Source organism: Dyadobacter ginsengisoli DSM 21015 (genome assembly GCF_059568735.1).
Window position 1 is genome coordinate 1087653 of sequence record NZ_JCANTY010000002.1, and the last position, 16186, is coordinate 1103838.

10 protein-coding genes are annotated in these 16186 nt (G+C 51.4%); 5 read left to right on the forward strand and 5 right to left on the reverse strand.

Translation table 11 applies throughout. The annotated features are described in order from the left end of the window. Positions 1-166: 166 nt before the first annotated feature. The 5 genes from BP71_RS10615 to BP71_RS10635 form a co-directional block, all read right to left on the reverse strand. Positions 167-1609, reverse strand: coding sequence for a sulfatase family protein (locus tag BP71_RS10615; RefSeq protein ID WP_496378878.1), 1443 nt, complete (start codon positions 1607-1609; stop codon positions 167-169). Between the two features lie 14 nt (positions 1610-1623). Beyond that, positions 1624-3318, reverse strand: coding sequence for a RagB/SusD family nutrient uptake outer membrane protein (locus BP71_RS10620; RefSeq protein ID WP_496378880.1), 1695 nt, complete (start codon positions 3316-3318; stop codon positions 1624-1626). 11 nt (positions 3319-3329) lie between these two features. Further along, positions 3330-6764 (reverse strand): SusC/RagA family TonB-linked outer membrane protein, encoded by a 3435-nt coding sequence (locus tag BP71_RS10625; protein ID WP_496378882.1) that lies wholly within the window; start codon positions 6762-6764, stop codon positions 3330-3332. Positions 6765-6870: 106 nt separating this feature from the next. Next, positions 6871-7842: a FecR family protein gene (locus BP71_RS10630; protein ID WP_496378884.1), complete on the reverse strand. Its 972-nt coding sequence runs from the start codon at positions 7840-7842 to the stop codon at positions 6871-6873. A gap of 29 nt (positions 7843-7871) precedes the next feature. Continuing rightward, positions 7872-8543 (reverse strand): sigma-70 family RNA polymerase sigma factor, encoded by a 672-nt coding sequence (locus BP71_RS10635; protein ID WP_496378886.1) that lies wholly within the window; start codon positions 8541-8543, stop codon positions 7872-7874. 437 nt (positions 8544-8980) lie between these two features. Here BP71_RS10635 and BP71_RS10640 point away from each other — a divergent pair, with 437 nt between their 5' ends. From BP71_RS10640 to BP71_RS10660, 5 genes are all read left to right on the forward strand, one after another. Next, the gene (locus tag BP71_RS10640; protein WP_496378888.1) at positions 8981-10015 is read left to right on the forward strand and encodes a S41 family peptidase; all 1035 of its coding nucleotides are present in this window, start codon (positions 8981-8983) and stop codon (positions 10013-10015) included. A 173-nt stretch (positions 10016-10188) separates the two neighbouring features. Continuing rightward, positions 10189-11628, forward strand: coding sequence for an ABC transporter permease (locus BP71_RS10645; RefSeq protein ID WP_496378890.1), 1440 nt, complete (start codon positions 10189-10191; stop codon positions 11626-11628). Further along, a complete protein-coding gene (locus tag BP71_RS10650) occupies positions 11625-13016 on the forward strand; it encodes an ABC transporter permease (protein WP_496378892.1) in 1392 nt (463 codons plus the stop codon). The genes BP71_RS10645 and BP71_RS10650 overlap by 4 nt, the downstream gene beginning before the upstream one ends. Next, complete coding sequence (locus BP71_RS10655; protein WP_496378894.1) at positions 13009-13704, forward strand: ABC transporter ATP-binding protein; 696 nt, start codon at positions 13009-13011, stop codon at positions 13702-13704. Before BP71_RS10650 ends, BP71_RS10655 begins: the two co-directional genes overlap by 8 nt. A 31-nt stretch (positions 13705-13735) precedes the next feature. Next, on the forward strand, positions 13736-16186 hold the full coding sequence (locus tag BP71_RS10660) for a TonB-dependent receptor domain-containing protein (protein WP_496378896.1): 2451 nt from the start codon (positions 13736-13738) through the stop codon (positions 16184-16186).

A 16186-nucleotide genomic window follows, 5' to 3' on the forward strand; every position in this document is an offset into this window, starting at 1 on the left:
AAAAGGCATTACCCGCTGACAACCGCTATGATTCGACAGCATATTCGTTTTATAATCGGCCCGACAGGTAATACTATCCACGAACGAAAACCTGACGGGCCCTCAAAGGCTTTCAGAGCAAATAGGTAAACGCATTTCCACCTGAGTAACCACAAGGCTGCCTGCCTTACATCAGACCGGGTAAATTAAGCGTATCATGCATAGCCCTCTGGCGCTGCAAAAGTCTGTTTTTTAAATCTTTGAGAATATACTTACTCGACGGATCACCGGCAATGTCGTGCATTTCCTCGGGATCCTTTTCGAGATCGAAGAGCAACACCCGGGAGGTTTTGGGATAAACGATCAGCTTGTGGCGGGCAGTCCGGATCATGCGTTGACGATCCATATAGCATCCGTAAATATCGGGGTATGCACTTCTCCTCGACCTGTCCTTCACCATGGGAATCAAGCTGTTAAAGAAAACATGCGACGGCTTGGTTATGCCGACCAGTTCGTAGGTGGTCGCCATGACGTCCTGAAGGTATACATGCTGTCCGCGCTTCTCGCCCCGGGGGATGTCTGGCCCGGTTATCACAAGCGGCGGCCGGATGCTGTGGTCGAACATGCTCTGTTTGCCCAGCAAACCATGATGGCCGGCTGACAGGCCGTGATCTGCTGTAAAAAAAATGTAGGTATTCTCACTCTTTCCACTTTTCCTGAGCGCATCCAGGATCCGCCCTATCTGCTCGTCCATATAGGAAATGCTCGCATAGTACTCCTGGATATTCTTTTTGATCGCATACTCGGTTCTTGGGAACGGGGCCAGTTGTTCGTCGCGCAGATCTTTCCCACACCCCATTTCGTCCTTGAACGGATATTCAGGCATAAAGCTTTCCGGCACGATGATCTCATCGACCGGGTACCGGTCGACCCAGCGTTTAGGTGCCTGCCGGGGGTCGTGTGGCGCATTAAAAGCCAAATACATGAAAAACGGATTGTCGCTTTTCGAAGCCTCTCCCAGATAGCCGATCGCGTCGTCTGCCACCACTTCACTCCAATGTTTGCCTCCCTTCCAGAAACCACCATACTCTTCCTTCCAGGGCTGCCAGAGGGTATCGACCCGAGACTGCGGACGATTATAGCCCTGGGGTGTCTGACCCGGCATTCCGGGACGGATGTGCTTTGCGTGATCGAACAGTTTGGAGGCGTCGGTTGCGATATGCCATTTGCCGGTCATGTAGGTCTCATAGCCTGCACCTTTTAATTGCTGCGGCCAAAAACCCTGCCGTGCAATCAGCGGTGTATAGTCCTTTTCCTGGTTCCTGACATCCCATACCGACATCCCGGTCAGCAGCATGGCCCGGCTGGCAACACACACGGCTCCGTGCCATGCGCCCATATTGAATGCGTGCGTAAAAACCGTCCCGCTACGGACCAATCCGTCGAGATTGGGTGTGATGACCTGGCTGTTGCCTAATGCATTCAGGGTATTATACCGCTGGTCATCGGTGAAAATGATGATGATATTCGGCTTACCGGGGGTCTTGCCAGTATTATCCATCCGGTGACGACCGGCCGTGGAAAACAGGATTACAGTGAGCAGGAGAATCAGAAAACCGGATCGTTTCATAGTATTTGGCAGACTTACCAGCCCGGATTTTGTTGAAGGTTAGCATTTAAACTAAGTTCGTCGAGCGGCAGTGGAAGATAATAGTTTTTTGTCTCTTCGAAAGCTCTTCCGCCAGGCAGTGATTTCCCGTAAGGCAGGATATAGCCCTGGTCGTTCAGGTAAATGCTGGTTCCTGGTATGGCTTTGGGGTATTGTTTCTGAACGAATTTCATACCCAATACCGGTTCATTGAGCAGCCTTCCGGCTTTCCACCTCAATAAGTCGTCGAAGCGTAATCCCTCGATGGCCAGTTCCACTCTGCGTTCCCTGCGAATTTCGTCGAGCAGAACCGGAATTCCAGGAAAGTCCGAACGCAGGTCCTTTACCAGTGCGGAAATCACCATCGCAGGCATTCCGGCCCGTTTGCGAAGTACGTTGATCGTCTTATCGATCACCGGCTGCGTAGCTTGCCCGAGTTCCGCATTGGCCTCGGCATTGATCAGCAAGACCTCTCCATAGCGAAATGTAGGAGCATCGAGTACTCCGTTCTGGATCCTGACGAACTCAGTCTGGTCGGCTACCCAATATTTCGTGAGCTGATAGCCTGTTGGAACCACGCCTACCCCCGCAAAGCCTGAGCCCGGAATCGCCGGCAGCTTGAAGCCCGTTTGAATCCCCGTTCCCGGTACAACAATGGTTTGCACCAACCGGGGATCCCTGTTTTTCATTTCCACCTGAATGCTGTCATCGCCCAGGTATAACGGACTTTGCGAAATCGGCTTGCCGTCCGTGCACAGGTAGGATTCCACCAGGGCCTTGGACGCACCCGTGTTAAAGTTGTTGAGCTGAACATTCCATGACGTAGCGGTACCAAGGAGCCCGGTCTCGTAAGACTTGTAAAGGATCATCTCCTTATTCGAACTAAGGTCCAGAGAGTTGAACAAAGCCGCATAATCTGCCAACGGATTGCCCGTGTCGTGTACCTGGTAATGCCCCTCGGCTATCAGCTGATCGCTTGCTGCCACCGCTTCGCGCAGAAATTTTTCGCTGCCGTCGATACCGTGGTATTTGCGGAACGTCCCTTCAAAGAGACACATTCGTGCTTTTAATGCCAGTGCAACGTCTTTGTTGATCCGCCCCGCCTCTGCTGTTGCCTTTGCGGGCAGGTTAGCGATGGCGGTGTTGATCGTCGCGAGCACCGAATCCATCACAATTAAGCGGCTGTCGCGCGCCGCGTACAGCTCTGGCGAACTGGTCGTCAGATCTTTCGAAAGCCAGGGAACATCTCCGAAAGCCCTGACCTTATCGAAATAGTCCTGCGCCTTGAAAAAACGGATCTCCCCGGCATACTTATCTTTAATATCCTGGTTAACCGGTGTTTGATCATACCGTGCCAGGAAATAATTACAGGTTCTGATCGTCGTCCAGGTCCAGCCTCCGCCCGTTGTCGGGACAATGTTCTTACCCGCCGCGAGAAGGTTAAAATCAACCGGCACCATATTGTCGCTCTGGTTATCGCCAGTTACGATCGGACTGAGGTTAGTGGAGACCGAATGCCCTGCGAACGTACTGTAAAGATTATTGGCATACTGTTTCAGCTCACCTTCGTTATGCCAAAAACTGCTTTCGTTCAGGGAATCAGTTGGAACCCGATCGAGAAAATCGTCGGAACATGAGAATAGCGAAAGGGTAACTGACAGCATAGCGAATATTTTCGGAAAGTTTTTCATGCTGGGTCGATTTAAAATGTAAGCTGAATTCCAAATGAAACGACACGCTGCAGTGGATAGAACATCCCGACATCTCCCGAATCTTTCGTAGAATCCTTGTTATCGGCTACCCCGGTAACTTCGGGGTCGAAATTGCCTTTCAGGCGGGTGAACTCCCAAAGGTTCTGACCAGTGGCATAAATCCTTACCTGAGTCAGTCGTAACTTCTCCAGGACTTTTGCCGGCAGCGAATAGCCGAGCGATATGTTTTTCAGCCTGACATACGCCGAACTCTGCAGGTACCGCGTTTGGGGCAGAATATTGTAAGACGAATTAGCCTTATATATTGGATAGTAACCACCCTTGTTCTCCGAAGACCAGGCGTCGTGGTAGACTTCGCCGGTACCGACGGCAGCAGAATTATTGATAGCACCCCAGAAATAACTTCCCCTCGGGACAAAATCGCGTTTACCAACTCCTTGCAGAAGCAGATTAAAGTCAAACTCCCGCCAGGTCACATTTCCGGTAACACCAAACTGATATTTAGGCGTGATGTTGCCAATTACCCGCTGATCACCCGGGTTTGCCAGCGTGTTGTCGCCGCGGGTGATCTTGTTATCGCCGTTCAAATCCTTGTACTGAATATCACCGCCTCCCCATTTCCCTGAATTCCCCAGCTGGTTCTGATCCGGTGCAGAAGTGGCCTCAGCCGAATTTCCGAATATCCCTGTCGTCTCAAAACCCCAGATCTCACCTATATTTTGTCCCTTATAATAATTGGTTATGAGCTTGTTCGGGTTGTTATCGAACTTAGCAATGATCGCCTTGTAACTGGACAGCATGATACCGACATCATAGCGAAGATGCTCTCCGGCCTGCTCCGTCCATTTGGCACTGAATTCGAAACCTGTAGTCCTGAGTTCGGCTGCATTACGTTCGGGTACGGATGTCCCCAACACCGCCGGCAATCGATCCCCCTCCACCAGCATTCCCGATGTAACGCGGCGGTACCAGTCGAATCCGAGGCTGAGCTTTCCCCAAACATTCGCATCCGCTCCGAAGTCGAGCGTCGATACTTTCTCCCAGGTCAGATCGGGACTTACCAGGCCCGGTGCCGAAATGCCCACCGGTAAAGCCCCGCTCAATACATATTGCACCTGCGGTACCACTCCAAACAACGCTACGTAAGGAAAATTGTTCGATACCAGCTGATTCCCCAAACTACCGTAGGATGCCCTCAACTTTAACTCAGGCAGTACCCGCGCCAGCGGTTTCATGAAATTCTCCTGTGAGATCCGCCAGCCGACCGACACTGAAGGGAAATACCCGAAGCGTCTGCCCGAAGGAAAGCGCGAGGTACCATCGTACCGGCTATTGAATTCGAGCAGGTATTTGCCCATATAGTCATAGTTAAGCCTCCCGAATATGCCCCTTATCGCCCATGAGGTCTGTTTATCGGTTGCTGTGATTGTACCCGTAGTCAGATTCAGGACGGGCACTTGTCCACTGATCAGGTCCTGCCGCCTGACGCTGGATCCGGTCAGATCGAACCACTCCTGGTTGTAGCCTACCAGAGCCGAAATGGCGTGCTTTCCGGAAAATACCTTGCTGTAATCGGCATACAGATTGGCTGCGAAATAATCGGAAGATGTAAAATCCCGCTGAACGAACGACGGTGACGTTCCTGATATTTGTGGTATCCAGGTGTCGCGGATGTAAGGGAATGCCACCTGGGTTTCTTTCAGGTTTTGCCTTGTCGACGTGTAGGAGAAGTTACCACTGACTTTCAGCCCGTTCATTACCTTGACCGCGGCGTCCACACTATAAATACCTGTCGTGCCATTGGTGATCTTGCGGGAACCGCTATTGAGAAAGTTCACAAAATTTTCAGTGGCTATCCCCTCCCCTACGGGCGAATCTGCCGGTGTTTTGATCGGAAAAAGAATCTGCGGCTCTCCCCTCGTCATTTGCTCCCACCAGTCTGTCCCTTTGTTGGGATATTTATGCGGTTCGTCGTATCCGGTAGAAATGTAATTGACTTTGGCACCCAGACGCAACCATTCCGTCAACTCGGTATTGACGTTCGTTGTAAAGTTGTAGCGCTTGAAAATATCGGTTGAGGTTTTGAATAATCCTTCCTGCCGCAGAAATCCGCCCGAGAAATAGTAGGAAGTTTTGGCGTTCCCGCCGTTGACATTGACTGTGTGGTTTTGTCCCGGCGCCCATGGTTGCAGCATATTGTCCAGGACGTTGGGACTTCCGTTCCAAAAAATTTTGCCGTTGGGAAGCATATGGTAGCTCGGATTTTTGACGGGATCGGCCACGTAGTCCCGTACCCATTGTATCTGCTCATCCGAATATTTCCGGGTCCCATTGGAATTGAACTGGGCAATATTCTGCGATTCCAGGTATTCCGTTGTTGAAAGGAGATCGGGTAGATACGTCGGCTTGTTGAACTGCACACTCCCCGAATAGCTGATCTGCGGTTTTTTGTCCTTTGTACCTTTCTTTGTCGTCACCAATATCACGCCGAACGCACCCCGCGCACCATAGATCGCAGCCGAGGCCGCATCCTTAAGAACCGTAATGCTTTCGATATCGGCGGGATTGAGCAGGTTCATATCCATCTGAATGCCATCGACAAGCACCAATGCGCCTCCCCCGCTCAAAGAGGTATTCCCGCGGATATTGAATGAGGGGTTTGCGTTTGGATTCCCGTCCGGATTGGTTACATTCAAATTGGGAATAAGTCCCTGTAACGCCTGACCCGCCTTAGTCACCGGTCGGCTTGTCAGCGCCGCGCCGCTTATCTGTGAAATGGCTCCGGTCACCGTTTCCCTGCTTTTGGTACCATAACCTACCACCACAACCTCTTCCAGCTCCTTGTTATCTGCTACCAGCACTACATTCAGCTTGGTTTCAGTTCCGACGGGCAATTCCTGCCGCTGGTAACCAACGTAGGAAAACACCAGCACTTTCTCATCCTCCAGAAGGTCCTGAAAGGCAAACTTTCCGTCGGTATCGGTTATTGTGCCCTTCTGCGTCCCCTTAATCAAAACGGTCACGCCTGGCAGCGGCTCTTGCTTGTCGTCGGTAACAATTCCTGAAACACTGCGCATCAGCAGTTTTTCTGCTCTCTTCTCCTCGTTAATTGCAGGTAAGGTGTTGGATGCTTCTTCTTTCAGGGGTTCCGAGGCGCTTTTCTGCTCTGGCGTTTTTTCCCTGGGAATGAGCAGGAATGTGCCCGCTTTTTGTTCAACATACCGGAGGCCCAACGATGGGAGGATCCGTTCCAGATTTGCTTCCAGTTTGTCGCTCAACCGGATCACCGAAGAGGTAACATACTGATTGTTAATAAACTGATCTGCATACAAAATATCTACCTTGTAGTAGTCCTTGAATCGCTGCAATACATCCGCAAGCTTTGTGCGCGCTGGTTGAGTCTGCTGCTGGTAGGAAAACTTCATCGCCAATGGTTGTGCCCGAGCCATGCCACAACATAATATACTCATTAGAAGCCATGTAAAGAATTTCATGGAGAAAGGGTTTAATTGGTTCAGAAAGATTAAAAACTCAACGCTCGGCTGGTTCGGGCAGGAAAGTTACCCGGTTCCCTTTCAGAGAATAACCGATGCCAAGAATCTGCGAAACAGAGCGAACAAAATCCTGCGCGTCGGTCGCCTTGAAGGAACCGGAAACCGTCAGCAATTCCAGCTCCGGCTGACTGAAGTCGACAGTCAAATCGTAATTTGTTGCAAGTATCTGGCCTATTTCGGCAAGAGAGGTGCGGTCGAAAACAAAACGTGACTCCTGCCAGGTGGAATATTCCCTCCTTTCGTTGAAACGGTTTTTGCGAAGGGTGCCATGGTCTACAACAACCCGGTCGCCCGGCTTCATCACCAGTACTTCTTCACGACGCCGCAGGCTTACCTTACCTTTTGAGAGCAGCACCTGGGTTTTGCCCGGTCGGCTATATACGGAAAATTCCGTCCCGAGCACGGTCACATTCACGTCATCGCCAGTCCTCACAATAAAACGCTGGTCGTCCGGCTGGTGCGTCACTACAAATGCAGCTTCTCCTTTTAGCGACACCTGCCGCGAACTTTTGCCGAAGCCCCACCGGGGCAAACTCAACTCGGAACTGGCGTTCAGCCTTACCTGGCTGCCATCGGACAATGTCCATGACCTTACTTCCCCCGGTCCGGTAGCCAGACGGGTATAGCGTATCTGATCATGAAATATCACTCCCAGGAGCAGAAACGCAGCGCATGCAGCCACATACGGAAGCCAATAACGACTCGGGGGTGTCGTGATTTCCGTCGTCGCCGCAGTTTCCTGCATTTGCCCTCGCAAAAGCGCGATACCCCGTTCAACATCCACCTTTTGATGTACCTGCGCCATCTCCCACTCCATCAAATGATAGTAAAATTGCTCCTCGTTCTCCGGCTTGCGTGCCCATTCGTCGATCAGTTGTCGTTGCCGGGCCGAAACCTGTCCCTCAAAATGGGCATACAGCACTTCTTTTGAAATATCCTGATTTTCCATAGCTTTAATCAGTTGTGTGATAGCGCGGTTTAAGAGGCGAAAATTGCCAGTATTACAGAAATAAACCATTTATTACGCAGCAGTGACCGTATCGTCTGCTGGGCCCGATAAATCTGCACCTCAACCGTCCGCGTAGAGATTCCGAGCCCGGATGCGATCTCTTTCTGAGACTTTCCCTCGAAATGAAACTGCATATAGATGTTTCTGCGACCGATCGGCAGGTCGCCGATCACCCTGTCCAGATCCTGGAACAGCTCTTCGTATTGGGTAATATGGTCTGGTTGAAGCCCTTCGGCCGCCGACAAATCGAAATCTTCGCTCATCGGTATGCTTCTGGTAGCCTCCCGTTTCAGATAGTTGTAGCCGTAGTTTCTGACCGTCCTGAACAGGTAAGCCCGATAAGAAGTGGTGACTCTTTCGAAAATTCGATCGGAATAGAACCGGCAAAAGATATCGCAAACGAGGTCCTCTGCGATCTCCCGCGATCCCACGAACCGCATTGCATGCTTGCAAAGTACCGCATAGTACTGATTGAACAGCAGTTCCGTGCCAAGCTGATGGTTCTCGAGAAGCGTAGTCCGGATAAAAAATTCATTATCCCAGGCACCATCCGCTGCCGCCGGAGCATGTTGATCCTGTTCGCTGCCGGATCCGGGTTCGTTTAGACTATCGGAATTGTGAATGTGCGGATCTGTTCCCATATCAAAGCTTGACACTGAATGCTGCGGGTAAATTTCCGGCAACTTTATCTAGGACAAGTTTCCGTGTCTCTACTACTTACAGTCTTGAAAAATTTTGACAAACTTCTTCACGAAACAAAGAACTCATCTCCCGCCAGAAGTTAGTTTCCAGATCCTATGCCGGTCAAACATATGCCGTTAGTTTAACCCATTAACTGTTATCACGGCATATCCCAGCGCAAATGCATGCCGAATGCACGACATTTTATCGCTGCGACGGAAAAAAGGATAGCGCAGATCTAAATGTTTCATGCAATCCGTGCAACTGTGTGAATTGTGTAACGATCATTGGTTTTTGGTGCAATACTTACGATCGGGACGAACCACTCACTGGTTGTACTGCAGCTCCTGATCGTGTACAGCCCCAACCAGGTTTCATTCATTCTTTTAAAAGTACTATGCGTAAAATCATTATTAAGTGCTTCTGTCTCATCCTCTTTGGAATTACCTCGTCTGTCGCGCAGGATAATCTGTTTTCTCCATCGGCCATGCGGGAAGATTTTCAGTTCGTACGCCGCCAATTGTTTCATGCGCATGCCAATCCTTTTTCTCAATTTACCAGGGAGCGCTACCAGATCTATCTCGATTCTTTGGAAGCCCGGTTAACGGTACCATTATCAGCCGCCGCATTCGGGCAAACGGCCGCTCTGGCCCTGTTGCCGCTGGGAGACGAACATGCAGCCCTTTCTCCTGACCGGACTGCTACCGGCCAGAAAGCTGCGAGCTGGGCAGACAGCGTAGCGACCAACATCAGTTATCGGCGGTTGGGCGATACGGGATATATCTTAGCCCGATCATTCGCAACAAGGGGCAGCCGTGACTTACCCACATACGAGCGCTGCATCGACAGCATTTTCGCACTGATAAGGCAGGATGGCATAACCCGCCTGGCGATTGATGTAAGTAAAAATGACGGTGGGGCATCGGTCGTCGGCAATATGCTGATTAATCACATCTACAGTAAACCTTACCGGACTTATTCCATGAACTGGAAGCGCAGCGACGAATACCTTGCCAAGCTGACTTCGTGGGGATTCAGCGACGAAGCCTATCAAAAAGCCGGCCCGGGAGAAATACTGCGTTTTCCGTCCGGTACGGTTACACCCAAAAAATCGCCCACACCATTCAAGGGAAAGGTTATTGTGATTATTGGTCCGGATACATTTTCCAGCGCGATGATGTTTGCTACACTGGTGCAAGACAATAAGATAGCCCCTTTGGCCGGCGAATCGCCCACCAAAGGCCACCCGACGCATTTTGGCGAAATGTATTCGGTCGTTCTTCCAAATACGGGATTGGAGCTTCGCTTCGGAGTTAAGGAATGGGTCCGGCCGGCCGGGCGCAGTGCAGTGAATAAGCTGGTGCCGGACATCAAGTGTAAACTCCCGGCTGACGGAGATTTTACAGGACTTATCAAACAGCTCCCCTGGTAGTATCCGGTCGGATGCACGACCCTGATACAATTTCACCCGCGTACATTTTTTGAGTTATCAATGCAACAATGTTGCATTGATAACTCAATTGTGTTTTATTTGCAACAACATTGCATAAATGAGAATCTTTCCTTCATGCCCGTGGCAAAGGAGGGCAATAACAATCCAAAACGATGCATTTCAGTTTTATCAAAACTATTGCCTGTCAAGAATGGCATTCCATTTTTCGAAGCAAAACTCCCCTGGCGCTTTTTGCGGTGTTGCTGGTCGTATCGTTACTGGCTGTTTTTACGGGTTGGCAATACGTTCACCATTTCAATAGCCAGCAGCAGGCCGCTCATCAACAGGTCCATGACCAGTGGATGAGCCAGCCCAACCGGCACCCGCACCGTGTGGCGCATTACGGCTACCTGGTGTTCAGAGAAAAATCTCCGCTCAGCTTTTTCGATTTCGGGCTCGACAGCTATGTCGGCAATTCCGTTTTCCTGGAAGCACACCGGCAAAATACCGTAAACATGAGCGAGGCGAGCTTCTCCAACGGCATGCTGCGCTTCGGTGAGCTGAGTATGGCGATGGTGATGCAGCTGCTCGTGCCGCTCTTCATTATTTTCATAGGTTTTCAAACTGTCGCGGGGTTGAAACAGAATGGCGTACTGAAAATTCTGCTATGCCAAAGGGCATCCTACCTGGATGTGCTGCTGGGTAAAACAGCTGGCCTGACGGCAGTGACGTGGGCTCTGTTCCTGCCCATTTTACTCTTCAGCCTGGGCTTGGGCACAGTTGTTATTTCCGGTGGTATCAATACCGACGCAATGTTACGTATATCAATGATCGTAAGCCTTTATGCGCTCTATTTTTGGGTAGTTACGATGATGGTGGTGGCCGTTTCGGCAATGAGCCAATCGGGTAAAAATGCCTTGATGCTGCTCGTACTGAGTTGGATGCTGTTTTTTATTGTAATACCCAAAAGCGCCCAGACGCTCGGAAACACCTTGTACAAGGCGCCCGATAAGATTGCATTTGAACAGGCGATCCTGGCCGACGTGAGCAAGGAGGGTGACAGCCATAATCCGGACGATCCTCATTTTGCCAGTCTGAAAGCAGCCACGCTGAAAAAATACGGCGTGGATTCAATCTCCCAATTGCCCGTCAATTATGGCGCATTGGTGATGCAGGAGGGTGAAAACATTACTTCGGGTATTTTTAACCTGCATTTCGACAGACTCATCGATACCTACAAATCACAGAATGCGGTATCCTCCTTCCTCAGTTTCGCAGATCCTTACCTTTCCATACGCAATCTCTCCATGAACCTGTCCGGCACCGACTTCGATACGTTTACCGAATTTCAGAAACAGACCGAAAAATACCGCTTCGAAAAGACCAGAACCCTCAACGAAATCCATTTGACGCAGATCAAATTCAAAGACGATAACAAACAGAAAATAAACGCCGAAAACTGGCAACGGCAGCCCGATTTCATTTTTCGACCGGTACCTGTTTCCCGTAACCTGGCAGCAGGTGCATACAGTTTGGCAGCCCTTGTCGTGTGGGTGGCCGGCGGGTTGGCCGCATTGGTCTATGTTTCCTCCAAACGTCAATTCCAGCTATGAAGATGCCTAAAAAAGTAATGATCCTCGAAGCCAAAAACTTCCTGCTGGGCAAGACCGTACTCGTTGCTGCCATCGCATTGCTGCTTTTCGGGTGTTACGGATTTTACCACGGAAGTCGGGTAATAGGTCATCAGCAGCAGACGATCGCTTCGGTACCGACAGTCCAGCGGCAGCATTTGAAAGAAATCGTCGAACACGGCACCGGTAAACCTGTCGGCACGACGGCCTACTATCCCTTCTTCTATACTACCCACCCTGCCTCACCCTGGGCGAGCTTTTCCATCGGCCAGCGCGACGTCACTCCTTTCAGCCTCAAAGTGAAAATGCTCGCCATTGAAGGGCAATTGTACGATTCCGAACTGACCAATCCGCTGACTTTGCTGGTCGGAAACCTGGATGCCTCTTTCGTCTTTATATTCCTTTTCCCGCTGCTGATCATTGCATTTACCTACAACGCCCTTTCGGAAGAGCAGGAAAATGGCGTCTGGGAAATCCTGCGTACCACTACCCAAAGCATCCGTGCTGCGATCGCCGGAAAGTTGCTGATCCGTCTCGGCATCATCCTCGCCACAACAATCCTGCTTTTTTCGCTAGCCATTGCATGGCTCGGCTTGCCGCTCTCCCTCCCCACTTTTCAGCTGCTGGCCATTGTGTTGCTCTATGTGCTCTTTTGGTATGCGCTTTCGGTACTCGTGGTGGCTTTAGGCAAAAGTTCTGCCTTCAATGCGACCACGCTTGTTTGCGCCTGGATTTTCCTCTGCATTCTCTTTCCGGGCGTGGCCAATATCGCGGTCAATCGAATGATACCCGTGCCGGAGGCGGCCGAAACGGCGATCCGCCAGCGCGAGGGCTACCATGCCAAATGGGACGAGCCTAAACAACCGACCATGCAAAAGTTTTACGCCGTGTACCCGCAATACCGCAAATACCCCATTCCCGACGATCGGTATTCGCCGGGCTGGTATTATGCCATGCAGTTTTCGGGGGACCTGGAATCGGTCTATTCTTCGGAAAAACTTTTTGAAAAACTGTATCTGCGGCAGATGTCCTCTGAACACATTGCGGGCTTCAATCCGGTGGTCGCGGCGCAGCTCTCGCTCAACAAAATAGCCAATACCGACCTCACGAGCCATATCCGCTATCTGCAATCGGTGAAGGCGCACCATCGGCAGATCCGCGAATATTTCTATCCGTTCATTTTTGAAAGTACCCCCACCGAAAGCATCGACTGGGCCGGATACCCTGCTTACCAGCCCCATGCCTATACCAGCGAGGCCATTAGCGGCGGCGCGATTGCCATATCGGTGTGGACTGTGCTTTCACTCGCGGCTTCGCTAGTGCTTTTCAAGAGAAATTTTATTCAGATCAAAGACTTACAAAATGCTTGAAGCGAAAAACCTCACTAAAAAATACGGGAACCACACCGCGCTCAATAACCTAAGCCTGAGCATTGGCGAAGGCGAAATTTTTGCATTGCTGGGCCAAAACGGAGCAGGTAAAACCACGACGATCAACCTCTTCCTTGGCTTCATCGAACCGACCAGTGGAGAAGCGCGGATCAACGGCGTTTCGGCAGCCGATAATCCGCAGGGAATCAAGCAATACCTAGCCTACATTCCCGAAACGGTCATGCTGTATCCCAATCTGACGGGGATCGAGAACCTTGAATACTTCTCGGCGCTAGCCGGTTTTGACTATTTAAAAAGTGACCTGCGCGACCTGCTTTCGACCGCCGGACTACAACCGCAGGCTTTTGACCAGAAACTGGCGGGCTATTCGAAGGGAATGCGGCAAAAAGTCGGCATTGCCATCGCCATGGCCAAAAAAGCCAAAGTACTGCTGCTCGACGAGCCTACCAGCGGCCTCGACCCGAAAGCTTCCAACGAGTTTTCCGGGATCATCAAAACGCTCGCGGCCCACGGAACTGCTATTCTGATGGCGACCCACGACATTTTCAGGGCAAAAGAAGTGGCCACCCGCATCGGGATCATGAAAGAAGGGACGTTGCAGTCGGTGATCGACGCGGCCACCATCTCCGCCAACGAGCTCGAAGCCCTCTACCTCAAAACAGTTTGAAATATCTCATCGTCACCGCAGCCCCATTTTTATGAACCGGACTTTTACCTTATTGTTTTTAATTACTGCGTTGTCCGCAAACGCGCAGCGCATCACGGGCTCGGTTTCGGACGCGGCCACAGGCTCGAAGATCGCCGGGGCGGCCGTTTCGCTCACCGGCACCGGCAACGGAACAGTTACCGATTCGGCGGGGCAATTTTCACTGGAAGGCCGGGGTACGATCCAGGTCAGTTTTCTGGGCTACAAAACGGCTAAATTGAAAGCCTCACCCGATCAGATGCAGATTGAATTACAGCCGGAGGCTAATCAGCTTCAAAGCGTGGAAGTGACCGGCCGTGCGGCGAAAGATTACAACAGCGATTATTCTTTTTCCGCCATGCGGATCTCGGCATTGAACAAGGACATTCCGCAATCCATCACGTCCATTACCAAGGAATTGATGGCCGACCGGCAGGCGTTTCAACTCGCCGACGCGGTGAAGATCGCCAGCGGCGTGATCCCATCCAGTTACTACAATCAGTACACGATCCGCGGCATCAGCCAGAATGAGGAAGGGCAGATCGTGAACGGAATGCGGACGCGCCAGTACTATTTCCTGCAACCACTGACAGCCAACATCGAGCGCGTGGAAGTGATCAAAGGACCGGCGAGCGCTACGTTTTCGTCGGTAGATCCCGGCGGGAGTATTAACCTGGTGACCAAAAAGCCATTGACGAACCAGCGTAAGGAGGCGAGCCTGAGCGCGGGCAGTTTCAGCACCTTTCGCGGCACGCTGGATTTCACAGGTCCGCTGAATGAATCCAAAACCTTGCTTTACCGGATCAACGGAGCTTATCAGCAGGCGCGTTCGTTCCGGGATATGGTCGGCAGCAAAGCCGTGCTGATTTCCCCGTCGCTCAGTTACATCCCCAACGACAAAACGGCGCTCAACGCGGAGCTGGTTTATAGCAACATGAACGGCACGCTCGACCGGGGTCAGCCCATTTTCGGCGCGACAGCAGGAAAAACAGCACTCAACAGTACGCCGATCAGCCTGAATCTGGGTGCGCCCAACGATTTCTTCAATTCCAAAGAAATGATCATCATGGGCAGTCTGGCCCAAAAGCTCACATCGCAGATCAGCTTCAATGCGGCTTATATGAAACAATCATGGACCGAGGATTTGCAGGAACACCGCACCACCAATACATTCGCTCCGGACATCGACAATCAGCCGGTCACCAGCCTGGCAGCCATGCAATTCGTGCAGCGTCAGCAGTACTGGAATATCGATAACCTGAACGCCTATTTCAATTTCAGTTTCAATACCGGTAAACTCACCCACAAGCTCCTCGCGGGTTACGACCTGAGCAGCTGGCGCAAGCTCAAAGGAGGAGGGCAAAATGCGGCCAGGGGTTTTCTACTGAAAGACGGAACCGTGGCGGCCTCGTTTGTGCCGTCCAATGCCGCGGGTTACCAGACAATCAACGTCAATGGCCGAACACTCCCTAAACCGAACGTAAACCATTTCGACCTCCAAAACCCGGTGTACACGATCCGGAACGTCGAAGATTACAACTTAAATGTACGCACTGCCCTCCCCTCCGCACGGACAACCACCCATGCCATCTACGTTCAGGAGCAAATGCAGATTAGCAAACTAACAGTTTTACTTAGCCTTCGGCACGAGTGGTTTGAGGACATTACTCACTACAAAGCCCCCAACACACTCACGGTCCACAAAACTGCAGTGCTTCCAAGGCTTGGGCTGACTTACGCCATTTCCAAGGCATTGAATGTATATGGCACATATCTGGAAGGTTTTCAGCCTCAATCCAACACCGTGACACTCATGCCGCAGACCGGCACATTGCCTGCGGAAAGCCAGTTCGACCCGCTGCGAAGCAATCTGAAAGAGGTCGGACTGAAAGCTGATCTGCCAGGTAATCGTGTGAGGATTAACCTTGCATTGTATGAAATTATACAGAAAAACATCCTGATGAATGCCAACGACCCGGCAAACCCCGACCTGCTCGTGACCCGCGGTGCCGAGCGCAGCCGGGGCATAGAATGGGACCTAGCCGGCTACATTACTCCCGAATGGCAGATAAATGCCTCGTACAGTTTTATCGACGCGGTGATCACCCGCGACCGGGACGAGAGCCTGATCGGCGCCAGAAAACAGAATACACCCCGGCACAGCGCCAATCTGTGGACCCGGTATAATTTCGCAGGCATCTCGGCATTGAAAGGACTGGGAATCGGGCTTGGCGTGCAGCATCAGGGCACGAAGATACCCTGGTTCACCCGCACATTCACCGTCCCCGCATTCACGATTTTCGATGCCGCTCTGTACTATACGCCAGCCAGAAGCAATGTCCAGCTGGCACTCAATGCCGGGAATTTACTGAACAAAACCTACTGGCTGGGCGCACAGAACTACCTTCGCCTGTTTCCGGGAGCACCCCGGAATGCGACACTCACGCTTACGTTCCGCTTCTGA

Bases quoted from the DNA above. Each gene is read 5' to 3' on its own strand.
- BP71_RS10615 (WP_496378878.1), bottom strand. From the start codon at position 1,609: ATGAAACGATCCGGTTTTCTGATTCTCCTGCTCACTGTAATCCTGTTT.
- BP71_RS10620 (WP_496378880.1), bottom strand. From the start codon at position 3,318: ATGAAAAACTTTCCGAAAATATTCGCTATGCTGTCAGTTACCCTTTCG.
- BP71_RS10625 (WP_496378882.1), bottom strand. From the start codon at position 6,764: ATGAAGTTTTCCTACCAGCAGCAGACTCAACCAGCGCGCACAAAGCTT.
- BP71_RS10630 (WP_496378884.1), bottom strand. From the start codon at position 7,842: ATGGAAAATCAGGATATTTCAAAAGAAGTGCTGTATGCCCATTTTGAG.
- BP71_RS10635 (WP_496378886.1), bottom strand. From the start codon at position 8,543: ATGGGAACAGATCCGCACATTCACAATTCCGATAGTCTAAACGAACCC.
- BP71_RS10640 (WP_496378888.1), top strand. From the start codon at position 8,981: ATGCGTAAAATCATTATTAAGTGCTTCTGTCTCATCCTCTTTGGAATT.
- BP71_RS10645 (WP_496378890.1), top strand. From the start codon at position 10,189: ATGCATTTCAGTTTTATCAAAACTATTGCCTGTCAAGAATGGCATTCC.
- BP71_RS10650 (WP_496378892.1), top strand. From the start codon at position 11,625: ATGAAGATGCCTAAAAAAGTAATGATCCTCGAAGCCAAAAACTTCCTG.
- BP71_RS10655 (WP_496378894.1), top strand. From the start codon at position 13,009: ATGCTTGAAGCGAAAAACCTCACTAAAAAATACGGGAACCACACCGCG.
- BP71_RS10660 (WP_496378896.1), top strand. From the start codon at position 13,736: ATGAACCGGACTTTTACCTTATTGTTTTTAATTACTGCGTTGTCCGCA.